General features: G+C 62.1%; 18 protein-coding genes. 13 read left to right on the forward strand and 5 right to left on the reverse strand.

Annotation, left to right across the window (positions count from 1 at the left end):
- Positions 1-56: 56 nt before the first annotated feature.
- The 5 genes from LB520_RS20465 to LB520_RS20485 all read left to right on the forward strand — a co-directional run bounded on the left by LB520_RS20465 (position 57) and on the right by LB520_RS20485 (position 2,214).
- On the forward strand, positions 57-317 hold the full coding sequence (locus LB520_RS20465; RefSeq protein ID WP_140721212.1) for a hypothetical protein: 261 nt from the start codon (positions 57-59) through the stop codon (positions 315-317).
- Between the two features lie 11 nt (positions 318-328).
- Positions 329-679 carry a hypothetical protein gene (locus LB520_RS20470; RefSeq protein ID WP_411962569.1) on the forward strand — a complete coding sequence of 117 codons (351 nt, stop codon included), beginning with the start codon at positions 329-331 and terminating at the stop codon, positions 677-679.
- Between the two features lie 83 nt (positions 680-762).
- Positions 763-987, forward strand: coding sequence for a hypothetical protein (locus LB520_RS20475; RefSeq protein WP_318012005.1), 225 nt, complete (start codon positions 763-765; stop codon positions 985-987).
- 124 nt (positions 988-1,111) lie between these two features.
- The gene (locus LB520_RS20480; protein ID WP_224601174.1) at positions 1,112-1,402 is read left to right on the forward strand and encodes a DUF1488 domain-containing protein; all 291 of its coding nucleotides are present in this window, start codon (positions 1,112-1,114) and stop codon (positions 1,400-1,402) included.
- The gene (locus LB520_RS20485; protein ID WP_224601177.1) at positions 1,396-2,214 is read left to right on the forward strand and encodes a transglutaminase-like domain-containing protein; all 819 of its coding nucleotides are present in this window, start codon (positions 1,396-1,398) and stop codon (positions 2,212-2,214) included. Before LB520_RS20480 ends, LB520_RS20485 begins: the two co-directional genes overlap by 7 nt.
- Positions 2,215-2,708: 494 nt before the next feature.
- Here LB520_RS20485 and LB520_RS20490 read toward each other — a convergent pair whose 3' ends face one another.
- The 5 genes from LB520_RS20490 to LB520_RS20510 form a co-directional block, all read right to left on the reverse strand.
- Positions 2,709-3,071 (reverse strand): hypothetical protein, encoded by a 363-nt coding sequence (locus tag LB520_RS20490; RefSeq protein ID WP_224608129.1) that lies wholly within the window; start codon positions 3,069-3,071, stop codon positions 2,709-2,711.
- 320 nt (positions 3,072-3,391) lie between these two features.
- Positions 3,392-4,450, reverse strand: coding sequence for an alpha/beta fold hydrolase (locus LB520_RS20495; RefSeq protein ID WP_224608132.1), 1,059 nt, complete (start codon positions 4,448-4,450; stop codon positions 3,392-3,394).
- A gap of 152 nt (positions 4,451-4,602) precedes the next feature.
- A complete protein-coding gene (locus tag LB520_RS20500; RefSeq protein ID WP_224638822.1) occupies positions 4,603-6,300 on the reverse strand; it encodes an AMP-binding protein in 1,698 nt (565 codons plus the stop codon).
- A complete protein-coding gene (locus tag LB520_RS20505; protein ID WP_224638823.1) occupies positions 6,293-12,610 on the reverse strand; it encodes a non-ribosomal peptide synthetase in 6,318 nt (2,105 codons plus the stop codon). Before LB520_RS20505 ends, LB520_RS20500 begins: the two co-directional genes overlap by 8 nt.
- Positions 12,611-12,710: 100 nt before the next feature.
- Complete coding sequence (locus LB520_RS20510; RefSeq protein WP_224608140.1) at positions 12,711-13,418, reverse strand: 4'-phosphopantetheinyl transferase; 708 nt, start codon at positions 13,416-13,418, stop codon at positions 12,711-12,713.
- 454 nt (positions 13,419-13,872) lie between these two features.
- Between LB520_RS20510 and LB520_RS20515 the strand changes: the two genes are divergently transcribed.
- From LB520_RS20515 to LB520_RS20550, 8 genes are all read left to right on the forward strand, one after another.
- The gene (locus tag LB520_RS20515) at positions 13,873-15,402 is read left to right on the forward strand and encodes an ABC transporter substrate-binding protein (RefSeq protein ID WP_224608142.1); all 1,530 of its coding nucleotides are present in this window, start codon (positions 13,873-13,875) and stop codon (positions 15,400-15,402) included.
- Positions 15,403-15,513: 111 nt separating this feature from the next.
- Positions 15,514-16,455 carry an ABC transporter permease gene (locus LB520_RS20520; RefSeq protein ID WP_224608144.1) on the forward strand — a complete coding sequence of 314 codons (942 nt, stop codon included), beginning with the start codon at positions 15,514-15,516 and terminating at the stop codon, positions 16,453-16,455.
- Positions 16,455-17,318, forward strand: a complete 864-nt coding sequence (locus LB520_RS20525) for an ABC transporter permease (protein ID WP_224608147.1) — start codon at positions 16,455-16,457, stop codon at positions 17,316-17,318. The genes LB520_RS20520 and LB520_RS20525 overlap by 1 nt, the downstream gene beginning before the upstream one ends.
- A complete protein-coding gene (locus LB520_RS20530) occupies positions 17,318-18,535 on the forward strand; it encodes an amidohydrolase/deacetylase family metallohydrolase (RefSeq protein WP_224608150.1) in 1,218 nt (405 codons plus the stop codon). The genes LB520_RS20525 and LB520_RS20530 overlap by 1 nt, the downstream gene beginning before the upstream one ends.
- 8 nt (positions 18,536-18,543) lie before the next feature.
- Positions 18,544-19,551 carry an ABC transporter ATP-binding protein gene (locus LB520_RS20535; protein WP_224608206.1) on the forward strand — a complete coding sequence of 336 codons (1,008 nt, stop codon included), beginning with the start codon at positions 18,544-18,546 and terminating at the stop codon, positions 19,549-19,551.
- Positions 19,548-20,543: an ABC transporter ATP-binding protein gene (locus tag LB520_RS20540; protein ID WP_224608153.1), complete on the forward strand. Its 996-nt coding sequence runs from the start codon at positions 19,548-19,550 to the stop codon at positions 20,541-20,543. The genes LB520_RS20535 and LB520_RS20540 overlap by 4 nt, the downstream gene beginning before the upstream one ends.
- A gap of 15 nt (positions 20,544-20,558) precedes the next feature.
- Positions 20,559-21,050 carry a RidA family protein gene (locus tag LB520_RS20545; RefSeq protein WP_224544535.1) on the forward strand — a complete coding sequence of 164 codons (492 nt, stop codon included), beginning with the start codon at positions 20,559-20,561 and terminating at the stop codon, positions 21,048-21,050.
- A gap of 24 nt (positions 21,051-21,074) precedes the next feature.
- Positions 21,075-22,274 carry an aminotransferase class V-fold PLP-dependent enzyme gene (locus LB520_RS20550; protein WP_224608160.1) on the forward strand — a complete coding sequence of 400 codons (1,200 nt, stop codon included), beginning with the start codon at positions 21,075-21,077 and terminating at the stop codon, positions 22,272-22,274.
- The last annotated feature ends 38 nt before the right edge of the window (positions 22,275-22,312 follow it).

The following is a 22,312-nucleotide window of genomic DNA, read 5'->3' on the forward strand; positions in this document are numbered from 1 at the left end:
GAGTGGGAATGATAGGGAAACGCGCAGGCGCGGGTTTCCGCTGAAAGCCGCAACAAATGACCAGCCGCACCACACCAACTATCGTTCGCTTCAAGTCGGCGTTTTCGCTGCCCGGCTTTGATGCACCGCAACCACCCGGGGATTACCGCGTCGATCACGACGAGGAAGCCCTCGAAGGAGCTTCCCTGATCGCGTGGCGCCGCGTCGCCACCTTCATTCACCTGCCGGCGATCTCCGCAAGCGGTGCTACGCGGCAGATGGTGCCGATCGAACCGGCATCGCTCAAAGCCGCACTGGAGCAGGACCAGAGACAATGATGAGAACCACGATGATGCAACGCAACCCACACCCGGTCCGCCGCGAAGCCGCAACGCATCTATTTGCTCTCGGACAGGCTGTCCGGCTGAAGGGCGGCTTCGGCACGTTTCCAAAGACTTCGGAAATCTACCGGATCACAGCCAGACTCCCGCCGAGGGAAGATTCGGCGCAGTACCGCATCCGCAACGACGGCGAACCTCATGAACGGGTGGCGACGCAAGACAGTCTCGAACCGGTCGCCACATCGCCGGGTGACACCATAACGCTCATCGAAAGGACGTTCGCACATGGCAAAGGGACCGAAACGCTCGAGCCGGGAAATCAGGAAGCCGAAGCAGGAAAAGGCCCTGCCCAAGCCTAAAAGCGTGTTCGGCGCCCACACCAGACTTCCTGACATCAGTACCCCTCGCGGCTAAGGCGAGAACTGACACAGCGAGATGGATGATGATGAAGATCATGATCGAATTCTATCGCACCCGAGAAGCGGACGATGCGCATGCCGTGCTCGGCCGCGAGGCCGCGGAAGCCGCCGACCTCGACGATGCGATCGAAATCGCCAGGCTTTTGGCTGGGACCCTGAACATGCCGCAGCGGCCGGACGCCATGACGATCGCCGATGCGAATGGCGCAACGCTCTATTCGGGCGTTCTCGCCGGGGAAGGCGAGTAATGAGGATCGGCTAACATCATGAGTGGCCATAACGACGAAAGCTGTCGGACCCGCAACGTCGCCGCGCTTGCGGTCTGGGAAAATGAGGGCGGCGCGTCCGGGCGCAATTTCTATGGACCATCAAATGGCCGTCGAGTGGAAGTTGGTCGCTCCTGGACCGACTTCCACGTTTTCAGCGCGCAACGCCGTCGGCCTCACCGATCATGACGGCTTGCTTCTTGGTCGATGTCAGGCGCTCGCGAAATCGGATATCGCCTTGGCCGAGACCGGGCCTGCTGAAACAAGATACCTTTCAGCATTCGAGGCCTTGCTGATGTCCATCCATGATGTTGCTTGCCAAGCCTACTCCCGCAACCGTCGCGAATCCTGCACTCTGACCCCCGCTGATTTCCGGCAGGAAAGATCCACATGCTGATCCGCTACGGCTATGAGATCACGCTGACCTGCCAGCAACCGACCGCATTGGTATGCCTGCTATCGGTCCACGACGACCGCGCGGCCGACATCAGGATCCCCGAAACGGTCTTCACCACGCCCGATGTTCCGACATCGACCTACCATGATCTCTTTGGCAACCGATGCCGCCGGCTTGTCGCGCCCGCGGGCGACCTGACGATATGGGGCGATGCAACGATCGAGGATGACGGCAAGATAGACAGGCTGCTGCCAGCTGCCCGCGAAGTAGCGGTGTGGGATTTGCCGGACGGCTGCCTTGTCTACCTAATGGGCAGCCGCTACTGCGAAACCGATCGTCTCAGCCAGGCGGCGTGGGACATGTTTGGCGCCACTGCCCCAGGTTGGGGCCGCGTGCAAGCAATCTGCGACTTCGTCCACGGTCATATTCAATTCGACTACATGCAGGCCAGATCGACGCGAACGGCCTTCGAGGCGTACCAGGAACGCATAGGCGTCTGCCGCGACTTCGCCCATCTCGCGCTGACTTTGTGCCGCTGCCTCAATATTCCTGCACGCTACGTCAACGGACATCTCGGCGACATCGGGGTCCCGGTCGTCGACCCCATGGACTTCAGCGCCTGGATCGAGGTCTTCCTGGACGGTGCTTGGCATACTTTTGATCCCCGAAACAACACGCCCAGGATTGGCAGGATCGTCGTCGCCCGCGGCCGCGATGCGGCCGACATTCCGCTCATCAACTCCTTCGGCCCGCATGTTCTCAAAGGGTTTCGGGTCTGGACCTACGAAGTGCAGAACCTTCATCTCACATGAACAATTTGCAGGCGGGGCGCGGCCTCTCGACCTGTTGAAGTAGGGGCCGTTTCTGGCGCCAAGCGGATCGTCTGCTAGTGGCGCTATGATGACTTCCAGCGCGGTCGCCTGCGACGTCCGCTTTTAGGCAGGGGCACAGCTAACTTTAATGACCAAAGTGAGGCGCAAAGCTGCCGTTCACGTCTCGATAGCTTTCGGCTCAGACTCTCCCGTTCCTTACCGGTCTTTGCGGCACCGAGACAGGCCCATCACGCCCGACACTGTAAGAAGTATCGCACGCTCTCCGAGTGGGGGGAAAGGCGGTAGCCCTCTCCGCTGCCACTTCAAACCCTCACATATCCTGAATGGGCGCTGGATTAAGAGCTAACCTCTTTCCTTCCGAATAAGTGCTCGATGCGGGAAGGAGCGCGAGGGCGGGGCTTCGGGGCACCCTCGCTGCCCAAAAAGCAAGCCCGGATCGATTTCGGTCCGGGCTTGCCGTGAATGTGCCGAGGTTATTCGGCGGCCATGGCCAAGCTATCTGGCGCTTCGGTTACTGCCGAACGCAGAATACCCGGCAACCATCCCTTGCCTGCCAGTTCCTCTCGGCCAACCGCCTCGCCCTTGGGCGAGCGTTCCACCGCCTTGGCGACGGCTTCACTGCAACCGGCCGCGCGGAGCACGTCGGCGATGCGATAACCTCGTCCATTGGATGCATCGCTACGTGGTGGGTGTTCTCGACCAGCGAGATTCGTGTCGCTCCCCTCCCGCTTCTCCATCACCCGCATTGCGGGAGCGATGGTTTCGTCTTGTGCCTCGACGACGTACCAGTTTCGCCTTGAGCGCCACTTCGCCGTGCTGATCTTGTCGCCGAGCACCTTTCTGCCAACGGACCTGGGTCGCCTATCCTCCTCGCCGCGCAAGTGCTTCACACGGCGATGACCACCTCACGCCCTTCGGCGCTGGGCCGGCATGCTCTTGAAACGATTCCATAGGCGCTCCCGGATGGCCCGCTTGAACTGATGAAGGCCGAGCCGACATATTGCCCCCTCGTCCGGTCGGCCGTCAGCGCGAAAGCCGGCTTTCCGGGCTCCCGTTCGACCCCAAGCAACTCCTATTCCTCGACCGTGGAGCCTTCACTTTCACCACTCATTGGAAAAGCAGGCCGCCAAAGGCCAACACCAATCTAGGGACGTTCTCAAAAACCGGAGGGAAGCGGCTCATGTCTAACATCTCTGTCGGCCAGGAACACAATGATCTCGTGGTCGATCGCTTCCATATTGGCTTCGCGAAAGTTTTCGTGCGCGCCTGGCAAGACAACGGTTTTTATCCTGGTTTCTTCAGACGCCCAGCCCTTGTATTGCTCGACGGTTGCGGCGCCCCATTCTGAACTGGCAAGAACCAGGATGTCACAAGGATAGGATGAGGGCGAGAAGCCGGCAGCGGCGTGGATGAGCATACTTTTGAACGCCTTCTGGCGCGTATGGCGCCCAATCCATGTCTGCCCCATCCCGACTGCCTTCAAACCGTCGCGAAGCGTGCGCCAGTAGACGACCTTGCGCGTGATCTGACGCCGCCTCTGAGCGGTCATGCGATTGTCGGCCATCGGTTTCAGCCAAGCCGAACCGAGCGGCGGTGGATCTATGAGCAGTAGCGCCGGTCGCTCGCCGGTTGCATCATAGGTGAGGCGTCCAACCTCGATGGCCAGCAGACCGCCAAAACATATGCCGCCGACCACATGCGGATGTCGGCCGGTGGCCGAGGTCAGACCGTCGAAATAATTGGCGCTTATCTCGGCGACGCTAGAGTATGGCGTCTCTCCGGGTTCGAGCCCCATGCCACGCACCGCCATCACCGCGTATTTTTCCTTGAGGCGCTTGCCAAAACGGTTGGCAAACAGGGCGGATCCCGAAATGCCGTGTATCATGGCGATCGGCTCATGGCCGGCGCTGCCGGACACGCGCACGATGAGCTGAAGGGCCGGATGAACCTGATTCAAGGACGCGACCAGGCTACCGAATTCGCGCGGCGTCGGCGCCGCGAGCAAGACCGAGGTCTGGAGCTTGATGCCGAAGCGGCTCTGAACGGCAAGAACGACAGTTTCCGCGGTCAGTGAATCGCCACCCAGATCGAAGAAATTATCGTCGATGTCTGCACTCGGAATTTGCAGTTCCGCAGCAAAGATGCCTGCGATCAGATGCGCCGGCCCAATGCTTGGCGCTGCCTGAGCAGCGCGGATAATTTTCTGCACGTTCATCGGCAAGCCCCTGAACCGATTGATTTTCCGCCGATTGCAAGCAGGGCGGTACATCGAATGCCTTTGCTTTTAACGTACAGCCTGTGCGACTAACAGGGATTCTTACCCAGGGAGACCAAACACCCTGAGCCGGTCTGAATTGTCATTCGCATTCAGCGAATGACAGTCCTGGCAAAAAGCCCTTTCCAGATCTTGATCAGTTTTGCAGACGGCGCGTTCTCTTTCTTGTCGGACGATTGCACGGTCTGGCCATCCCCAACGGGGCCGCCACGTGCCTGAAGAAACTGCTGGAGAAGTGGCTTGTCTATCTTGCCTGTCGGCGTCAAAGGCAATGACTCGACCGCTTGGATTCGGCCTGGAATTTTCCATTGAGGGAGGATCGACCTCAACCCGGCTCTTAAGGCGCCAGTCTCAAACAACGCTCCCTGCCTCATCACGACGAAGGCAGCAAGGGAGTGCGCATCCTGCCGAAGCTCGGTGACGACCGCTGCTTCGTTCACGGTTGGAAGCAGCATGAAAGCCTGCTCGATTTCCCGCGTTTCGACGCGATACCCGCGAATCTTGACCTGTTCGTCGCGCCGCCCGAGGAATTCAAGACTGTCGTCGCTCGATAGCCGCCCGATGTCGCCGGTATGGAACAGAAGCTGGCCGGGAAAATTGGAGTCGGTGCCGAAATGCCTTGCCGTTTCGGAGGACTGCCGCCAATAACCATCTGCCAGGAAAGCGCTGCGGATGACGAGTTCGCCCACACCTCCCGGTTCGACTGGCTGGCCATCTTCATCGATGACCAGAAGAGATTTGTCGGTGACCGGGCGCGGCGCCGGTACCGTACCTGCCGCAGGTGTCTCGCCTGGGGCCACCGATGCCAGCGCGATGTGACCAGCTTCGGTGGAAGAGAAACGGTGGCGCAAGGCACAGGACGTGGTGAAGCGAAGGCGCCATTGCTCAACGTCCGAGGCAATGACCGTTTGGCCCGCAAGCGCCACGAGGCGTACCGACGGATGCAGGCCCGAGCCCTCGAGCATCGACAGATACTTGCGAAACAGCATGACGGGCGGATGCAGCAGGGTGATGCGGCGCTCGTCGATCCACGCCTTCAGATCGGCGAGACCACGCGATGCCGCGTCATAGAGTTCCAGCGTGGCGCCGTTCAGAAGCGCGCCGAAGACGTCCGCTTCCGATGAGGCGAAACTGCAATATGTCAGAAGAGACTGACGGTCCGAGAAGGTTACCCCGTCATATCGGGCACAAAGCCAGGCCCGATGCAGTACGGTGCGATGGCTTTTCACCACGCCCTTCGGCCGCCCGGTGCTCCCGGAGGTATAGAAGATTGCGGCCGGGTCGCCTGGGTTGACCGGGACATGCAGCGCATCCGCGGAATATCGCGCGTCGATGTCCTCGATCAGGCGAACCCGCCTATGGTCATCGACAAGGCTAAGCGCGGTCATTGCGTGAGACGCGCCGGCGAGCAGCAGATCCGGCGCAGCATCGCTGATGATGTCGCGCTGCGCTGCAAGCGGCATTCCAGGATGAACGCAAAGGAAGGCCTTTGCCGCCTTGAGCGTCGCCAGCGCACAGATCACCATGTCCGGCGAATGGTCGACAAGATAGGCGACGCATCCTTGCCCTGGCTGCGTGCGCTCAAGGATTGCGCGAGCCAGTTGATTGGAACGCCGGTCGACCTCCCCGTAAGTCCATTGTTGCCGCTCGCCGCCGATCGCCACGTGTGAGGCATGACTGCGGACAACTCTGTCGAAACGCGCCGGGATGGTCTCCTCCAGCTCGGCCCGGTCGAACGTCATCATGTGATCGTTCTGATTTGGCGCAAGATCGTGCAACTGATCAGCCATGACCCTCTGCAAGCCGGATTTCGGTCACGACATCCAGTTCAGCTTCGAGCTTTGCCTTGCGTCCATAGGCGATGAGCGCACTATAGGTGGATGAGCGCAACCACACACCTTCCTTCAGGCTCTGCCGGCGGGCGCGCAATTCCATTTCACCGGGGATCAGGATTTCGTTGGCGCCTTCGGCGCGTTCCCCGTTCCTGGTCTGCTCGATCAGGCGATCGACGCGCTCGATAAAGTCCCCAACCGGCATGAACCGCTCGGGGTCAAGTGCCATGAAGAAGTGGCCGTAGTCCGGTGCGTGGCGGCTGTCGTGCAGCGTGTCTCGCTGATGATCACGGCCGAAACCCGCGCCGCTGAGCACGCCCGCAAGCACTTCCATCACCAGTGCCAGCCCATAGCCCTTGTATCCGCCGATCGGCACGCCAAGTCCTGCGGCGAGATCGCCCAGATCGGTAGAAGGACGCCCCGACTGGTCAAGAATCCACCCAGCTGGCAACGGACTGCCTTCCGCCACGGACAAGCCGATCTTGCCGCGCGGGGCGACGCTCATGGCGATGTCGAGAAGGATGGGGAAATGCCGTCCTGCCGGAATGCCTACACCAAGCGGATTGTTGCCAAATGTTGGCGTGACGCCGCCTGTCGGCGCCAGGATCAGCGGTCCGTTGGTTGTGCAGAGTCCGATGAAACCGTGCTTCGTTGCTTGCCATGCATAATGGCCGGCGGCGCCGAAATGGTTGGAGCGGCGGACGCCGACGATTCCGACGCCGTGCCTGCTCGCCTTTTCAATGGCAAGGTCCATTGCCACCATGCTCACCCACTGGCCCGGTCCGTTGTCGCCGTCAATCCGCGCGATGGTGGCGCTCTCGTGTTCGACCCGGATTTGCGGACGAGCTTTGATCTTGCCCGAAGCAATCCTTGAGGCATAACGCGGAATGCTGACCATGTCATGTGTCGGCTGTCCGCGCAGGCTTGCCTCAAGCTGCACTTCGGTGACAATCGCCGCACCCTCGGAGCTCAGTCCGGCCCGTGTCAGCGCATCGCGGCCATAGGCGCGAAGGCTCTCGATCGTCACCAAAACTTTCGTGCCATTTTCGCTCGATACCGGTGCGGCGGCCACGATTGGCCCGATATCGTGCCGTGCCACGGCAACAGCGCGCGCCAGATCGGCGATCGTCTGGTGCCGGTAAAGCTGACGCAAATCGAGGATCAGGCCGGCCTTGCCGGCTTCGACAACGATATTGATGCTCAGGATGGAATTGCCACCCAGGTCGAAGAAGTTGTCGTGGAGCCCGATCTCATCGAGCCGCAACACCCTTTTCCAGATCTCCACCAAGATCGTCTCGACGTCGGTAGGTGCGACCCCGTGCGGATCGACCCGGATCGAGGGATGCGCGACAGCATTGGAACGAACCGACGGCTGCGGCTCCCTGGTGAGCAGAGCCCCCCGGTCGATCTTGCCGTTCGGGGTGCGGGGCAGGCGCTGCAGAATCACGATGCGTTGCGGCAGCATGTATTCCGGAAGCTGCCGCTTCAGAAGCTCGCGCAACCGTAGCGACAGGGCAACCGTATCCGCATCACGCGGCTCGTTGGCCGCAACGAAGGCGACCAGGCGTTTTCGATCGCCGAGATCATCGTCCTCGCCAGCATCCTCCACAACACCGACGACACATTCGCGTACTTCAGGGTAAGCAAAGATCGCAGCCTCGATCTCGCCCGGTTCGATGCGGAAGCCACGAATTTTGACCTGTTCGTCGGCGCGGCCGAGAATTTCGAGCGTCCCGTCGGGCCGGTAGCGGGCGAGGTCGCCGGTTCGATGCAGCTCGCCCTTATGCGGGCTGAACGGATTGGGCCCGAAGTTGCAGACGGTCTGCTCCGAACGATCGAGGTAACCGAGTCCGATTCCTGCCCCGCCAATGTACAAGTGGCCTCCGATGCCGATCGGAACCGGATGGCCGGACGTGTCCAGCACGTACGCCTGCGTGTTGGCGATCGGCCGCCCGATTGGGACGATCCCCGCCACGCCGCCCTCCGCCGGAATGGGGTAGACCGTCACGATCCCCGTCGTTTCGGTCAGGCCGAACATGTTGATGAATTCTGTCGCGGGTTTGCAGAGCCGCCGCCATTTTTCGACCAAGGCGCTGGGCAAGGGCTCGCTGGCGGAAAGCACGAGCCGCACATGACTGTCGAGCAAGCTTATCCGCACGGATTGGTCGAGCGACGTCAGAACCTGCAGGCAGCTGGCCGAGAAGGATGGAACGAGGTCCAGCACCGAGACGCGCTGACGGCGCACCGTCTCGAACAGCAGATACGGATCGCGCAACTCCTCGGCCGATGCTATTGCCACGGCAGCGCCGCAGGAAAGCGGGACGGCAAACTGCCGTATCGAGGAGGAGAACGAGAATGAAGCGGTGTGCAGATAGATGTCGTCCGGACGGATAGCGAGTGCGCGGATCATCGCCTGCGCATAGTGGCCGACATTGGCCTGCGTGATCATAGCGCCCTTGGGTTTGCCGGTGGAGCCCGACGTGTAGATCACATAGGCAAGTGCATCGGGTGCGCAGAGGCCTATGGGATTGCGCGGATCCTCTTGCGCCACGGAAGCCCTGCAGGCGTCCAGGCAGATCGTCCGGCCGGACTCCGCAAGATCGCCCGCAATCTGGAACGCGGCCGGGAACTTTGCCAGCAGCGACGTTTCTGTGACGAGCAGGCTCACGCCGGCATCATGCAGCATGAGGGCGATGCGCTCGGACGGATGATCGGAGTCGACCGGCAGGAATGCGCCGCCGGCCTTCCACACTCCCAGCAGCACCGCCAGCATCTCGCCTGATCTTGGCAGGCAGATCGCGGTCAATGTCTCGCGGGCAACCCCGCGGCTGCGAAAGTACCGCGCGAACCGGTTGGCCCATTCATTGAGCTCGCGGTAGGTGAACTGCCGGTCCTTGCCCAACACGGCGGCGGCCTCGGGTGTTCGTTCCACCTGCGCCTCGAACAGCTGGACACAATCCTGACCAAGCAATTCTCCGACTTCGGTGCGGTTCCAGTCGACTTCGATCTGGCGGCGGTCGGCGTCGGGCAACAGGGGCAATTCCGACAGTCTTTGCCCGGGATCGGTTGCTATGCCTTCGAGCAAGGTCTGGAAATGCCGGGCCAGCCGGTCGATGGTGGCCGGCTCGTACAGATCGGCGTTAAATTGCCAGGTTGCGGACATCCCTTCCGGGCTTTCCGACAGGTACAAAGCGAGGTCGAACTTCGCCGTCGCCTTGTCGATGCTCAAAGGCTGTGCCGCGAGGCCCGGCGCGAGATTGAAGCAAGGTCCTGTCGCGTGGCCGGTCGCCGATCGTGCAGGCAAGCCTGGCAATTCCGGGACGTTCTGAAACGCGAACATCACCTGAAACAACGGCGTGTGGCCGGGATCGCGCCGAATCTTCAGCTGTTCCACGATGCGTTCGAGCGCAACATCCTGGTGTGCATAGGCATCGAGCGCCGTCGACCGGATGCGGCCGAGCAACGCCAGCAAGGGCGGGTCGCCGGCAAGCGATGTCCGCAGGACCAGCGTGTTGGCGAAAAACCCGATCAGCGGCTCCAGCTCCTTCCTCGGGCGGTTTGCGATCGGCACGCCGACGACGCAATCGTCCTGCCCGTTGTAGCGGAAGAGCAACGTCTTGAAGGCCGCCAGGAAGATCATGAACAGGGTCGCGTCCTGGCTTCGGCCGAGGACCTTCAAGCGATCCGTGGTTTGACGGTCGATCACGGCCTGCAGAGTTCCGCCGCGATAGGATTGAATGGCGGGGCGCGGGCGGTCAGTCGGAAGCGTGAAGGCTTGCGACAGTCCTTCGAGCCGGCGGACCCAGTAACCGGTCTGGCGCTCGAGTTCCCCGGCCTCGACGCCGCGCCACTGCCAGTCCGCGAAATCGCCATACTGGAGCGGCAAGTCTTCGAGCGGCGACGTCGTGTCGTGATGAAAGGCGTCGTAGAGTTGCTTCAGTTCGGCATGGAGGACAGCGACCGACCAGCCGTCGGAAACGATATGGTGCATCGTCAGCAGCAGGAAGTGCTCGTCGAATGCCAGCCGGATCAGCCTGGCGCGAAAAAGCGGGCCCTGTGCCAGATCGAACGGTTCCGCGACATCCTGGCTGGCAAGGCGCATTGCCTCGGCGGCGCGCACCTGCGCATTGTGGCCGGTCAGATCGATCACCATCAGACTGGTTTCCTGAAATTCGGAAACCACCTGCACCGGTTCGCCGTCGCGCATGTGAAAGGTCGTGCGCAGGATGTCGTGACGCCGACGAATCTCATCGAGGGCCGCTGCCAGTGCGCGCTCGTCGAGCGAGCCTGTCAACCGCAGCGAGGCCGACATGTTGTAAGCGCCGCCGGCGCCCATTCCGTCGAGAAAATAGACGCGCTGCTGGGCGGACGAGAGTGGTGCGGGCGTCGCCACTTGCCGCCGCGGGATGCGTGTCGTGCCGGGCTCAGATACCGGTCCATGCTCCAGCCGCACCGTGCCCTCGGCCACGAGATTGGCCATATGCTCGCCGATGCGTTCCGAAAGTCGCGCAACGGTGGGGCGTTCAAACATGCTGTCGATCGGCAATCCGACCTGAAATATGTCCTGCAGCCTGGCGAGAAGCTGCATGGCGATCAGCGAATGACCGCCGAGATCGAAGAAGTCGTCATGAATGCCGGGCGGTTCGGTCCCCAGCACTTCGGCAAACACCGCCGCCACCCGGCGCTCGGTGGCGGTTCGGGCAACCACCTTGCCGGTCCGTGGCGCATCGACTTGCGCGAGCTGTCGTTGCGGATCGAGCGTCAGGGCCAGATGTCTGCGATTGACCTTTCCGCCGGAATCGACAGGGATTGCCTCCACCACAATGATCTTCTGCGGTACCTTCGAGCGCGCCAGCCGTTCGGCCACGAAGCCGCGTATCTGCTGATCCGACACCAATTGCTCGTACCCTGGCTTGAGCACGACCGATGCGGCGACCGCCTCGCCGAGCACCGGATGTGGAACGCCGAAGGCAGCCGCCTGCGCGATCGCGGGGTGTTGGAGCAGGACCTGCTCGACCAACAGCGGCGATATCTTTTCGCCGCCGCGATTGATGATGTCATTCAGGCGCCCGGTGACGAACAGATAGCCGTCGGCGTCGATATGGCCCATGTCACCCGTCCGCAGCCAGCCATCGATGAATGCGGCTTGGTTGGCGGCGGGGTCACCGTCGTAGCCCTGCATGACATTGGCGCCGCGAATGACCACCTCGCCATTTGCGCCGGGCGGCAGGAGACGCCCGGTTTCGTCCATGATGGCGATTTCCGGCCCCGCGGCTTTGCCCACGGAGCCTAGCTTGCGTTCGAACGGCGGAAGCCGGTTGCTCGCAATCTGCGGCGCTGCCTCGGTCATTCCGTAGGCCTCGACAAACGGCACGCCGAATATTCTTTCAGTATCCGCGATCAGCTGAGGCGGCATTGGTGCCGAAGCCGAGCGAATGAAGCGCAGTCCACTCTGGCGAGGGTCATCCGGGCAGAGACGGATCTGATCGAGAATGGTGCGATGTATGGCGGGCGACGCCGAATACCAGGTCGGCCTGAACTCGCTGAGACAGCTGAAGAAGCTGTCGGCGGAAAAACCCTCCATACTGATGTAGGAGCCCCCAGATACCACCGACGATAGAAGGCTGCTTATGCCGTGAATATGAAACAGTGGCATCACGCCCAGACACCGGTCGGTATGCCGGAGATCCAGCGCCGAGCAGATGTTGTGCGCCGCAACGCAAAGGTTTCGATGTGTCAGCGAGACTAGCTTCGGCCGCGCCGACGTGCCCGACGTGAAAAGTAGCAGCGCGGCATCGTCTGGCGTGGCCCTGGGCTGGTCATCGCGACGTGCCCCGCTGGCGCCGGCTAACAAGAATTGCTCGAGAGCCGCGTCGCGCGCCACATGCAGTCGCAGGATGCGTATGTTCAACGAAATCGCCACGGCGAGCACTGGCGATTGCCAGCCATCCGACACGATCAGCGCCTTGGGCTGCACCGCGCTTAGTTGCGATTCAAGCTCGTCGGCAGGCCATGCGGGATTTAGGGGAGCGCAAGCCGCGTTGGCTGCGACCGCCACGATCACAGCAGCAGCTTCCGTGCACTCGGGCAGAAGAAGCGCTACGCGGTTGGCTGGTCCGATGCCTTCCAGCGCCAGCCATTCACCGATGCGGCGAATCTTGAGCGCCAACCCTTGATAGGTAAGAGGCGCGCGTCCCGCAGCCAGAAGGGCCACCGTTCGCGAATTCTGTCCCGCATGCCGATCCACATGGCCACGTATCGTGTCCATCAGATCATGCTCCAAGATCGGACGTTATTCAGCAACAGCACCGTTCAATCCAATGGAGCACCAGGCTCGGATCACTGAGTGCTTGCTGGCCGCGTGGCTGTCAAGGCGCGGAGAGAGCAAAACACGAGAACAACGTGCCATGGCTGCTGCCGAACCGGCCGTCGAAAGTATCGGCCGCTACAAAGCGGCTTGACGAAACGATCACGGCTTTCGCTGCGTGTCTCTCCACGTCAAGTTCCACGCGAACATCCCGAAACGCCAAAAAGCGCCGGTTGAGCGGGAAATGCATTTTGTAGAAAGCTTCCTTTATGACGAACAGAAGCTTTGGAAGATCGTAGCCCAGCCGCGCTTCGATCACGTCCCGCTCGTTCAGTTCCGAAGTGTGCGTCACCAGTTTCGCCAGTTCGCCGGAAAGCGAAGAATTTTCTTCGATGTCGATGCCGATGCCAAGATAATCGGCGGACAATCCGACTGCGACAGCGCACAGGCTTCTGGTGTGAGAGATTGAACCGACGGCACCTGTCGGCCAGATCGGCGCTCGATCGGGCCCTATCGGAATCACGGTTTCAGGAATGCCTAGGCCCCGGAGGGCCTTCCTTGCATAAAGGCGTCCAGCCCGAAACTCACGCCGTCGCGCCGGTACAACATTGCCCAGATGTGCTTCCTCTTTGAGCGGCAGGTCCCGATCGGCTGGTTTGAAATCACCACCCTCGATGCCGATATCATCGGCCACCAACTCCCGAAAAGATGCCACGAACTGGGCGGCCGAACAGTCGCTGCGGATGTCCGACCCAACAGGCAATACCATTTCTTTGCCGGCCCCAACCGCAGTCCTTTATGCTGTCTAGCCTTATACCAGAACGTCGACGCAAAGTCGCCAACGACATTCATTTAGCAGAGGTCACCCGGCCGTTCGCTGGGCCATGGTGGGTCGGGACGAGAGCTCGGCTGGCGCGGCGACGTTAAGAATCTGGCGCGGAGCCGAATGGATAGCCAGTCGCAGCGGACGGCAATAGTTGCCGGGTAGTGCGTAATGAACCGGCCTTCAAACCGGAAGCAGCTTTATATCGACACATCCACCTCCCGTCCGCTTGCGGCTGACTTTGTGCGATCGACCCGGCAGGGACAGCTTCTGGCGCAAACTCGCCTGTTTGCCCCGAGACCAGCAATGGCTTCGCCGCTTGACGCGACGAGCCATCGGCGTAAGCTTAGTGCGTAACTAAACTATATATTCCATAAAAATGGAACCTGGAGGAGAACGAATGAAGCGCGTACTGCAAGTCGTCGCGTCGTTCGCCGCATTGCTGCCGGCGCTGGCATGGGCTGAACCGCAGAAGGGGGGAGTGATCGACGTCGCCACCGTCGGCGAGCCTCCGACATTGGATCCAATGGCATCGACCGCCGATCTGGTCGGCATCATCACCCAGCACATTTACGAGACGCTTTATACGTTCGACAACAAGTGGGGCATCACGCCGCTCCTGGCCGCCGACATGCCCACGATATCGCCGGACGGCCTGACTTACACGATCCCGCTAAGGACGGGCGTCAAGTTCCACGACGGTTCGGATATGAGATCGGCCGATGTCATGGCCTCGCTGAAACGCTGGATGAAGGTGGCGACGCGCGGCAAGCAGGCGGCGGACGTCATAAGCTCACTCGACGCCCTCGACGAGAAGACGGTCAAGATTACACTGAAGAAACCCTACGCGCCGCTGCTGTCGCTGCTGTCGTTGAACAATGCGGCGGCCATCATCATCCCCTCTGAGAATGCCGACGAAGATCCGCTGACAAAGTTCATCGGAACCGGGCCTTACATGCTCAAGGACCGTAAGCCGGATCAGTTCATCCAACTCGCCCGCTTCGATGGCTACAGGTCCCGCGACGGAGAGCCGGATGGCTATGGTGGGGCGAGGAAACAATATCTGGACGAAATTCGCTTCGTGCCGGTTCCGGATCCCAATACGCGCGTCGAGGGCGCCGTCGCCGGCCAGTTCGCCTATGCCGATTCTCTTCCTGTCGAATCCTACGACAAGATTTCCGGCGGCAAGACAAAGCCGCTTATCCTGAAGCCGTTCGGCTGGCCCGTGTTCGTGATGAACACCAAACAGGGGCTGAATTCCGACATCCGTATCCGCAAGGCCATCCAGGCGGCGCTGGCGCCTGAGGATATGCTGCTCGCCGCCTTCGGGTCCAAGGATTTCTATGCGGTCGATGGCGCCATGTATCCGGAAGGCTTCGCCTGGCATTCGAACACAGGTACCGAGGCCTACAAGCCCCAGGGCGACACCGAGAAAGCCGCCGCACTGCTCAAGGACGCCGGCTATGACGGCAAGCCGCTGCGCATCCTGACCAGCCGCCAGTACGAGTTCCACTACAAGATGGCACAAGTGGCTCAGGCCTATCTGGAGCAGGCCGGCTTCAAGGTCGAGCTCGATGTCGTCGAATGGGCGACACTGACCAAGAACCGCACCGATCCGGCGCTGTGGGACATCTACATCACCCACAGTCCGTTTCTCGCCGAACCGTCGCTCAACGGCTTCATGTCCGACAACACGCCTGGCTGGTGGTCGAGCGATGCGAAGCACAAGGTGCTCGATGCCTTCAACTCCGAGACCGACCCGGCCAAGCGCGCCAAGCTCTACGAAGACGTGCAGAAGGTGATCTACGACGAAGCGGCGGTTTACAAGGTCGGCGATTTCAACGCGCTCGCTGCCGAGGCGCCGAACCTCAAGGGCGTCACGCCGGCGCCCTGGCCCTATTTCTGGAACGCTTACCTGGAAGGCAAATAGCCAATCCCCTGCCTTCCCGCTCCGTCGCGGGAAGGCAGCCTGGCATGATCCGGGAGGCGCCGCGGTCCGGCGGCCATTCCCGCAAAACCGGCCCCGGAGATATCAACGCGGATGCTGCGCTCGGTTCTCAACAGGCTCCTCGGCATGATCGTGGTGATGGCGCTGGTTGCCACCATCGTCTTCGTGATCGTGCGGGTGACGCCGGGCGACCCGGCCGCGGTCATGCTCGGTCCCGACGCTACGGCCGCCGACATCGCTACCCTTCGCACCAAACTGGGACTTGATGGTTCAATCCCGCAACAGTTCTTGCACTACCTCGCCGGGGTTATGCAGGGAGATTTCGGCCAGTCAATCTTCCTCAAAGAGCCGGTCACCACGGCACTCCTCCAGCGCGCCGAACCAACTTTCTTTCTGACCGTGTTCTCGCTCATGATCGCGACTGTGATCGCCCTGCCCGTCGGCATCCTATCCGCCTACAGGCGCGGCTCGCTTTTCGACCAGGCGGCCACCACGATCGCCATGTTCGCGGCCAGCGTGCCGAGCTTCTGGCTCGGCCTGCTGTTCATCCAGGTCTTTGCCGTCAGGCTCGGCTGGTTCGACACGTCGGGATATGGCGGACCCGGCGCCTCGTTCGGCGATCGCATCGCTCATCTCATGCTGCCGGCGCTGGCGCTCGGCCTTGTCAGTTCGGCCCTGATCACGCGCTTCACGCGCGCCTCGATGCTGGACGTTCTCAACGACGATTACGTCCGCACCGCGCGCTCCAAGGGCATGAGCGAGTGGCGCGTGGTGCTCAAACACGCGCTGAAGAATGCGCTTATCCCTATCCTCACCGTGATCGGCCTGACGGCGGCGCTGCTAATTTCGGGAGCCGTCGTCACCGAGACCGTGTTCGGCCTGCCGGGGGTCGGCAGCCTCGTCGTCTCGGCGGTGCTGCGGCGCGACTATCCGGTCATCCAGGGCGCGCTGCTGGTCATCGCTGGCCTTTACGTGCTGGTCAATTTCGTCATCGACATGCTCTACATCCTCATCGATCCGCGGGTGCGCTACTGATGGCCGCGATCGCAACCCCGCTGCAGCAGGAGCCCAACCTTCTGTCACGGCTGCTCGGCCGCCCGACGGCGGCGGTGGGGCTGGCCCTGCTCGTCGTCATCGCACTGGCGGCGATCCTGGCGCCGATCATCGCGCCCTATGCGCCGACCAAGCTTTCGATCGCCAGCCGGCTGCATCCGCCAAGCCTCGAGCATCTGTTCGGCACCGACGATCTCGGCCGCGACGTGTTCACGCGCATGCTCTATGCCGCGCGCACCTCCCTCTCCGTCGGCTTCTCAGTCGTCGTCTTTTCATCGGCGATCGGCATCGTCCTTGGTCTGATGGCCGGCTTCTTCAGGAAGCTCGACACCCCGCTTTCGCGGCTGATCGACGCCATGATGGCGTTTCCCGATATTCTGCTTGCCATCGCCCTGGTGGCGGCACTCGGCGCCACGGCAGTCAACGTAGTTGTCGCGCTCGGCATCGTCTACGCGCCGAGGCTGGCGCGGGTCGTGCGCGCCTCAACGCTGGTGATCCGCGAATTGCCCTATGTCGAAGCGGCGCGCGCGCTCGGCGTGCCGACGCCGGTCATCCTGGTGCGTCACGTGCTGCGCAACGTCGCCTCGCCGATCCTGGTGCAGGGAACCTTCATCTTCGCCAACGCCATCCTGGCCGAAGCCGGGCTATCGTTTCTCGGTGTCGGCATCTCTCCCGACATCCCGACCTGGGGCACGATGATTGCGGTCGGCCGTCAGTACATGGACCAGGCCGGCTGGATCATGATGTTCCCCGGCGCTGCCATCGTCATCACCGTGCTGGCCCTGCAACTGGTTGGCGACGGCCTGCGCGACCTTCTCGATCCCCGTCTGGCAAAGGACATCTGATGTTCGGCAATCGTTTTCTCGAAATGAAGCAGCCGCTGCTGATTAGGGGCGCCAGGCCCGTGGCGTTCGGCGATCGTTTCGGTCCCGCCATCGACGTGCTCGTCGACAAGGACGGGCGCATCGCGGAGATCGGCTCGATGATTGGCGCCGGCGACGACGTCAAGGTGGTGGAGGCGAACGGCGCCTTCCTGTCGCCCGGCTGGACCGATCTGCATGTCCATGTTTGGTATGGCGGCACTGATATCTCCATTCGGCCCCAGCAATGTGGTGCCGCGAGCGGCGTCACCACCATGGTTGACGCAGGCTCTGCCGGCGAGGCGAATTTCCACGGCTTTCGCGAATTCATCGTCGAGCCGGCACAGGAGAACATCTACGCATTCTTGAACATCGGCTCGATCGGGCTTGTCGCCTGCAACCGGGTGAGCGAACTGATCGACATGCGCTCGATCGACATCGACCGAACCATCGCCACCATCGAAGCCAACCGCGACGTCATCGTCGGGTTGAAGGTGCGGGCAAGCCACGTCATCACCGGCGGCTGGGATCTGACGCCGGTCAGGCTGGCCAAGAAGCTCGGCCGCATCGTCAAGCTGCCGGTGATGGTGCATGTTGGCGAGCCGCCGCCGCTCTATGACGACATTCTCGGCCTGCTGACCGAAGGCGACATCGTCACCCATTGCTTCAATGGCAAGGCCGGCGGCTCGATCCTCGAGGATGACGATCTCTACCGTCTGGCCGAGGACGCGGCGTCGCGCGGCATCGTGCTTGATGTCGGCCATGGCGGGGCATCCTTCTCGTTTGATGTCGCCAAGGCCGCTCTGGAACGCGGCCTGCCGCCGAAGACGATCTCGACCGATCTGCACAACCGCTCGCTCGACGGTTCCGTGTGGGACATGGCGACGACCATGTCGAAGCTTCTGCCGCTGGGCATGGCGTTCGAGGACGTAGTGACAGCGTCGACTGTGGCACCACGCCGGGCCATCCGACTGCCAGCCGACAGCTTGCTGGAAAAGGGCAAGCCGGCGGAATTCACATTGTTCGAACTGGCCGATGCCGAACTGACGGTGAAAGACTCCCAGGGTGCGACGAGCGTGCTGCACCAGCTGTTCGAACCGCGCTACGCAATATTGGGCGCGAACGCGATACCTGCCCACCGGCATGTGCCCGCCACGGATGCCGGTGACGGCGCTTGTCCTCATTGCGGATGGAAAGCTTGAGCGAGGCGCTGGCCCAGAACACGATCCTTTCGGTCCAGGACCTCAAGGCCTGGTTCGTGACCCGGCGCGTCACCGCCAAGGCGGTCGACGGCGTCACCTTCGAGCTAAAGCGCGGCGAGACGCTGGCCGTGGTCGGCGAATCCGGTTCGGGAAAATCGGTCACCAGCTTGTCGATCATGGGGCTGCTGTCGAAGCCGGGCCGTATTGCCGGCGGCAAAATCCTGTTTCGCAACCGGGCCGGCAAAGTCGACGATCTCGCAGGCTTCACGGCGAAGGATTTCCGCCGCATCCGCGGCAAGGAGGTCGCGATGATCTTCCAGGAGCCGATGACCAGCCTCAACCCGCTCTATAGCGTCGGCGACCAGATCGGCGAGATGATCGCGCTGCATGAACCGGTCGGCCGGCAGGAAGCGCGCAAGCGGGCGCTGGAGATGCTGCGGCATGTGGAAATTCCCGATGCCGCATCGCGTCTCGATGATTATCCGCATCAGATGTCAGGAGGCATGCGCCAGCGCGTGATGATTGCGATGGCGCTTGCCTGCAATCCTTCGCTGCTGATTGCCGATGAGCCGACGACGGCGCTCGACGTGACGATCCAGGCTCAAATTCTTGATCTCTTGCGACGGCTGCAGCAGCAGTTCGGCATGTCGATCCTGTTCATCACTCACAATCTCGGTGTCGTCGCCGAGATCGCGCACAACGTCGTGGTCATGTATGCCGGCCGCGTCGTCGAGCAGGCGCCCGTCAACGATCTGTTCGCGCATCAGCGCCATCCCTATACGCGCGGCCTGCTCGCCTGCACTCCCAATGCGGCGCGCGACGTCGATGCGGCCGGCGAGCGCAAAATACTCTATTCCATTCCCGGCAGCGTGCCGGCGATCACCGCCCTGCCGCCCGGCTGCGCCTTCGAGCCGCGCTGCGATTACGCAATCGCCCCGTGCCGGGCCGCCCCGCCACCGTTGATGCCGGCGGGCTCGGCAGGGTTCTCCCGCTGCATCCGGAGCGCCGAACTATGATTGCCGACGCTGAAACCAACGACACGACACAAGCAGCCCCCCTGCTCAGCGTCCAGGCACTGACAAAGCGGTTTCCCGCGCGCAACGGCCGTGTCGTGCACGCCGTGGAGGACGTCAGTTTCGAGGTCAAGCGCGGCTCGACGGTCGGTCTGGTCGGTGAATCCGGATCCGGCAAGACCACCGCCGGTCGCGCCATTTTGCGTCTGATCGAGCCGACCAGCGGCAAAGCCCTGTTCAATGGCGTCGATCTCTTCTCGCTGTCGGCGCGCGAGATGCGCGCTTATCGGCAAAAGCTGCAGATCGTCTTTCAGGACCCTTTCTCCAGCCTCAATCCGCGCCTGCGTGTCAGCGCGATACTCGGCGAAGCTCTCGACGCGCGCGGCTATTTGCGTGGCAAGGCGCGGCAGGACCGCATTGCCGAGCTTCTTGCGCTTGTCGGCCTCTCACCCGATCATGCCTCTCGCTACCCGCATGAATTTTCAGGTGGCCAGCGCCAACGGATCGGCATTGCCCGGGCACTTGCGGTGGAACCAGAATTCATTGTTGCCGACGAGCCGGTTTCGGCGCTCGACGTCTCGGTGCAGGCCCAAGTGCTCAACCTGATTGGCGATCTGCAAAAGCAGCTTGGCCTGACGCTGCTGTTCATCGCGCATGACCTGTCGGTGGTTGAATATTTGTGCGACGAAGTCGTCGTCATGTATCTCGGCCGGGTGATGGAGCGTGGTCCAAGCAGGCTGGTCTATGCGGCGCCACGGCATCCCTACACCAGGGCGTTACTGGCAACCGCACCGGTGCCGGATCCAACGCGCATGCGCGTTCGGGTCCCGCTCCTGGGCGATATTCCCAGCCCGATTGATCCGCCATCGGGCTGTGTCTTTCGCACTCGCTGTCCGGAAGCGATCGAAGCCTGCGCCGCGGCAATCCCGCCGGTCTCGCCCATCGGCGGCGGACATCATGTGGCCTGCATTCGCCACGACCAAAGAAATGACTGACTGGAGTTCGCTTACATGACTTTTTCCGAGCCGATGAAGCGATCGGAAAGCTCGCCCAATGACCGCCTGAAGGCGCTGGGCATCACCCTGCCCCAGGCACCACCTCCAATCGCCAATTTTGTCACCCACGTTCAGGAAGGCAAGCTTCTGTTCCTGTCCGGTCAGGGGCCGACCGAGGCTGACGGCATGCAGCACACCGGCAAGGTCGGCGGCAACGTGACGGTGGAGCAGGCCTATGCACATGCACGGCTGACCGGTATCAACCTGCTTGCCGTGATGCGATCCGCGCTCCACGACTTGAGCCGTGTGCGGCGTGTGGTGAAACTGCTCGGCATGGTCAATGCCGTGCCCGATTTCGCCGACCATCCTGCCGTCATCAATGGCTGCTCGGATCTGTTCATCGACGTCTTCGGTCCGGCCGGAATTCACGCGCGATCGGCCGTCGGGCACGGTTCGCTGCCTGGCCAAATCACCGTCGAGATCGAAGCCATCATCGCCATCGATTGAATTCCCACTAAGGAGAGCACCGCCATGCCGATTGAGGACATTCGTCGCCGCCTTGGCTTGAGACCGGTCATCAATGTTTCCGGCACGATGACTGGGCTCGGCGCCTCCATCGTGGTGCCGGATGCCGTCGAAGCAGTGGCGGCGATCCTGAGCGAATTCGTCGAAATGAGTGACTTACAACGTCGCGCCAGCGCCGTGATCGCCGACCTGACCGGCGCCGAAGCCGGCTTTGTCACGGCGTCCTGCTCGGCGGCGATCAGCCTGGCGGTGGCAGCCTGCATGACCGGACCTGATCTGGTCGCGATCGAACGCCTGCCCGACGCGGCCGGGCTGAAGGACGAGGTGGTCATCCAGTCCGGCCATATGGTGAGCTACGGCGCGCCTATCGAGCAGGCGATCCGCATTGCCGGAGCCAAGGTCGTGCCGGTCGGCCAGGCGACAAGTGCCGCGGCCTATCAACTCGCCGGCGCCCTTACCGAAAACACCGCGGCCGCCGTCTACGTCGTGTCACACCACGTGGTGGGCTACGCGCAAATCCCCTTGAACATTTTCGCCGAAGTGGCCCACGCGCGCAACGTACCGGTGATCGTCGATGCGGCGTCGGAATACGACCTGAAGGGCTTCCTGGCCGATGGAGCCGACCTGGTTCTTTATTCCGGTCACAAGTTTCTCGGCGGCCCAACCTCGGGCATCGTTGCCGGATCCAAGGCAAGGGTGCGCGACGTCTATCTGCAAAATCGCGGCATTGGCCGCGGCATGAAGGTGGGCAAGGAAGGCATCGTCGGCGCTGTGGCGGCACTTCAGGCATGGAAAACACGTGACCATGACGGCATCCGCGCCCGCGAACGCAAGGCGCTCGACTGCTGGGTCGAGGCGCTCGATGGCCGACCGGGTATAATCGCCGAAATCGCCCCGGATCCGACCAAAAATCCGCTCGATCGCCTGAAAGTTTCCGTCAACCCTGCTGAAGCCCGCATTGCCGCCTGGGATCTGGCCGACCGCCTGGCTGCCGGCGACCCTCCGGTCGTCGTGCGCGACCATGAGGTCGAGCACGGCTATTTCTTCCTCGACCCCTGCAATCTGCATCCGGGTGAGGAGCTTGTCGTGGCAAAGCGGCTGGCCGTGGAACTGGATCAGGCGCGCAAGTCGAACGTGATGGCCGCCATGTCCTTTGAGGAGCGCCTGCGCGCACGGGAAGCGGCGATCCTGAAATGGCCGGATTGATGTATCAGGTATCGCAAACAGCCATCCCGTTCTACACT

This window comes from Mesorhizobium sp. CA12 (assembly GCF_020165255.1).
Lineage (GTDB): Bacteria > Pseudomonadota > Alphaproteobacteria > Rhizobiales > Rhizobiaceae > Mesorhizobium.

Excerpts from the sequence above, each read along its gene's own strand:
- LB520_RS20465 (WP_140721212.1), top strand. The coding sequence starts at position 57 with ATGACCAGCCGCACCACACCAACTATCGTTCGCTTCAAGTCGGCGTTT.
- LB520_RS20470 (WP_411962569.1), top strand. The coding sequence starts at position 329 with ATGATGCAACGCAACCCACACCCGGTCCGCCGCGAAGCCGCAACGCAT.
- LB520_RS20475 (WP_318012005.1), top strand. The coding sequence starts at position 763 with ATGATGAAGATCATGATCGAATTCTATCGCACCCGAGAAGCGGACGAT.
- LB520_RS20480 (WP_224601174.1), top strand. The coding sequence starts at position 1,112 with ATGGCCGTCGAGTGGAAGTTGGTCGCTCCTGGACCGACTTCCACGTTT.
- LB520_RS20485 (WP_224601177.1), top strand. The coding sequence starts at position 1,396 with ATGCTGATCCGCTACGGCTATGAGATCACGCTGACCTGCCAGCAACCG.
- LB520_RS20495 (WP_224608132.1), bottom strand. The coding sequence starts at position 4,450 with ATGAACGTGCAGAAAATTATCCGCGCTGCTCAGGCAGCGCCAAGCATT.
- LB520_RS20500 (WP_224638822.1), bottom strand. The coding sequence starts at position 6,300 with ATGGCTGATCAGTTGCACGATCTTGCGCCAAATCAGAACGATCACATG.
- LB520_RS20505 (WP_224638823.1), bottom strand. The coding sequence starts at position 12,610 with ATGGACACGATACGTGGCCATGTGGATCGGCATGCGGGACAGAATTCG.
- LB520_RS20510 (WP_224608140.1), bottom strand. The coding sequence starts at position 13,418 with ATGGTATTGCCTGTTGGGTCGGACATCCGCAGCGACTGTTCGGCCGCC.
- LB520_RS20515 (WP_224608142.1), top strand. The coding sequence starts at position 13,873 with ATGAAGCGCGTACTGCAAGTCGTCGCGTCGTTCGCCGCATTGCTGCCG.
- LB520_RS20520 (WP_224608144.1), top strand. The coding sequence starts at position 15,514 with ATGCTGCGCTCGGTTCTCAACAGGCTCCTCGGCATGATCGTGGTGATG.
- LB520_RS20525 (WP_224608147.1), top strand. The coding sequence starts at position 16,455 with ATGGCCGCGATCGCAACCCCGCTGCAGCAGGAGCCCAACCTTCTGTCA.
- LB520_RS20530 (WP_224608150.1), top strand. The coding sequence starts at position 17,318 with ATGTTCGGCAATCGTTTTCTCGAAATGAAGCAGCCGCTGCTGATTAGG.
- LB520_RS20540 (WP_224608153.1), top strand. The coding sequence starts at position 19,548 with ATGATTGCCGACGCTGAAACCAACGACACGACACAAGCAGCCCCCCTG.
- LB520_RS20545 (WP_224544535.1), top strand. The coding sequence starts at position 20,559 with ATGACTTTTTCCGAGCCGATGAAGCGATCGGAAAGCTCGCCCAATGAC.
- LB520_RS20550 (WP_224608160.1), top strand. The coding sequence starts at position 21,075 with ATGCCGATTGAGGACATTCGTCGCCGCCTTGGCTTGAGACCGGTCATC.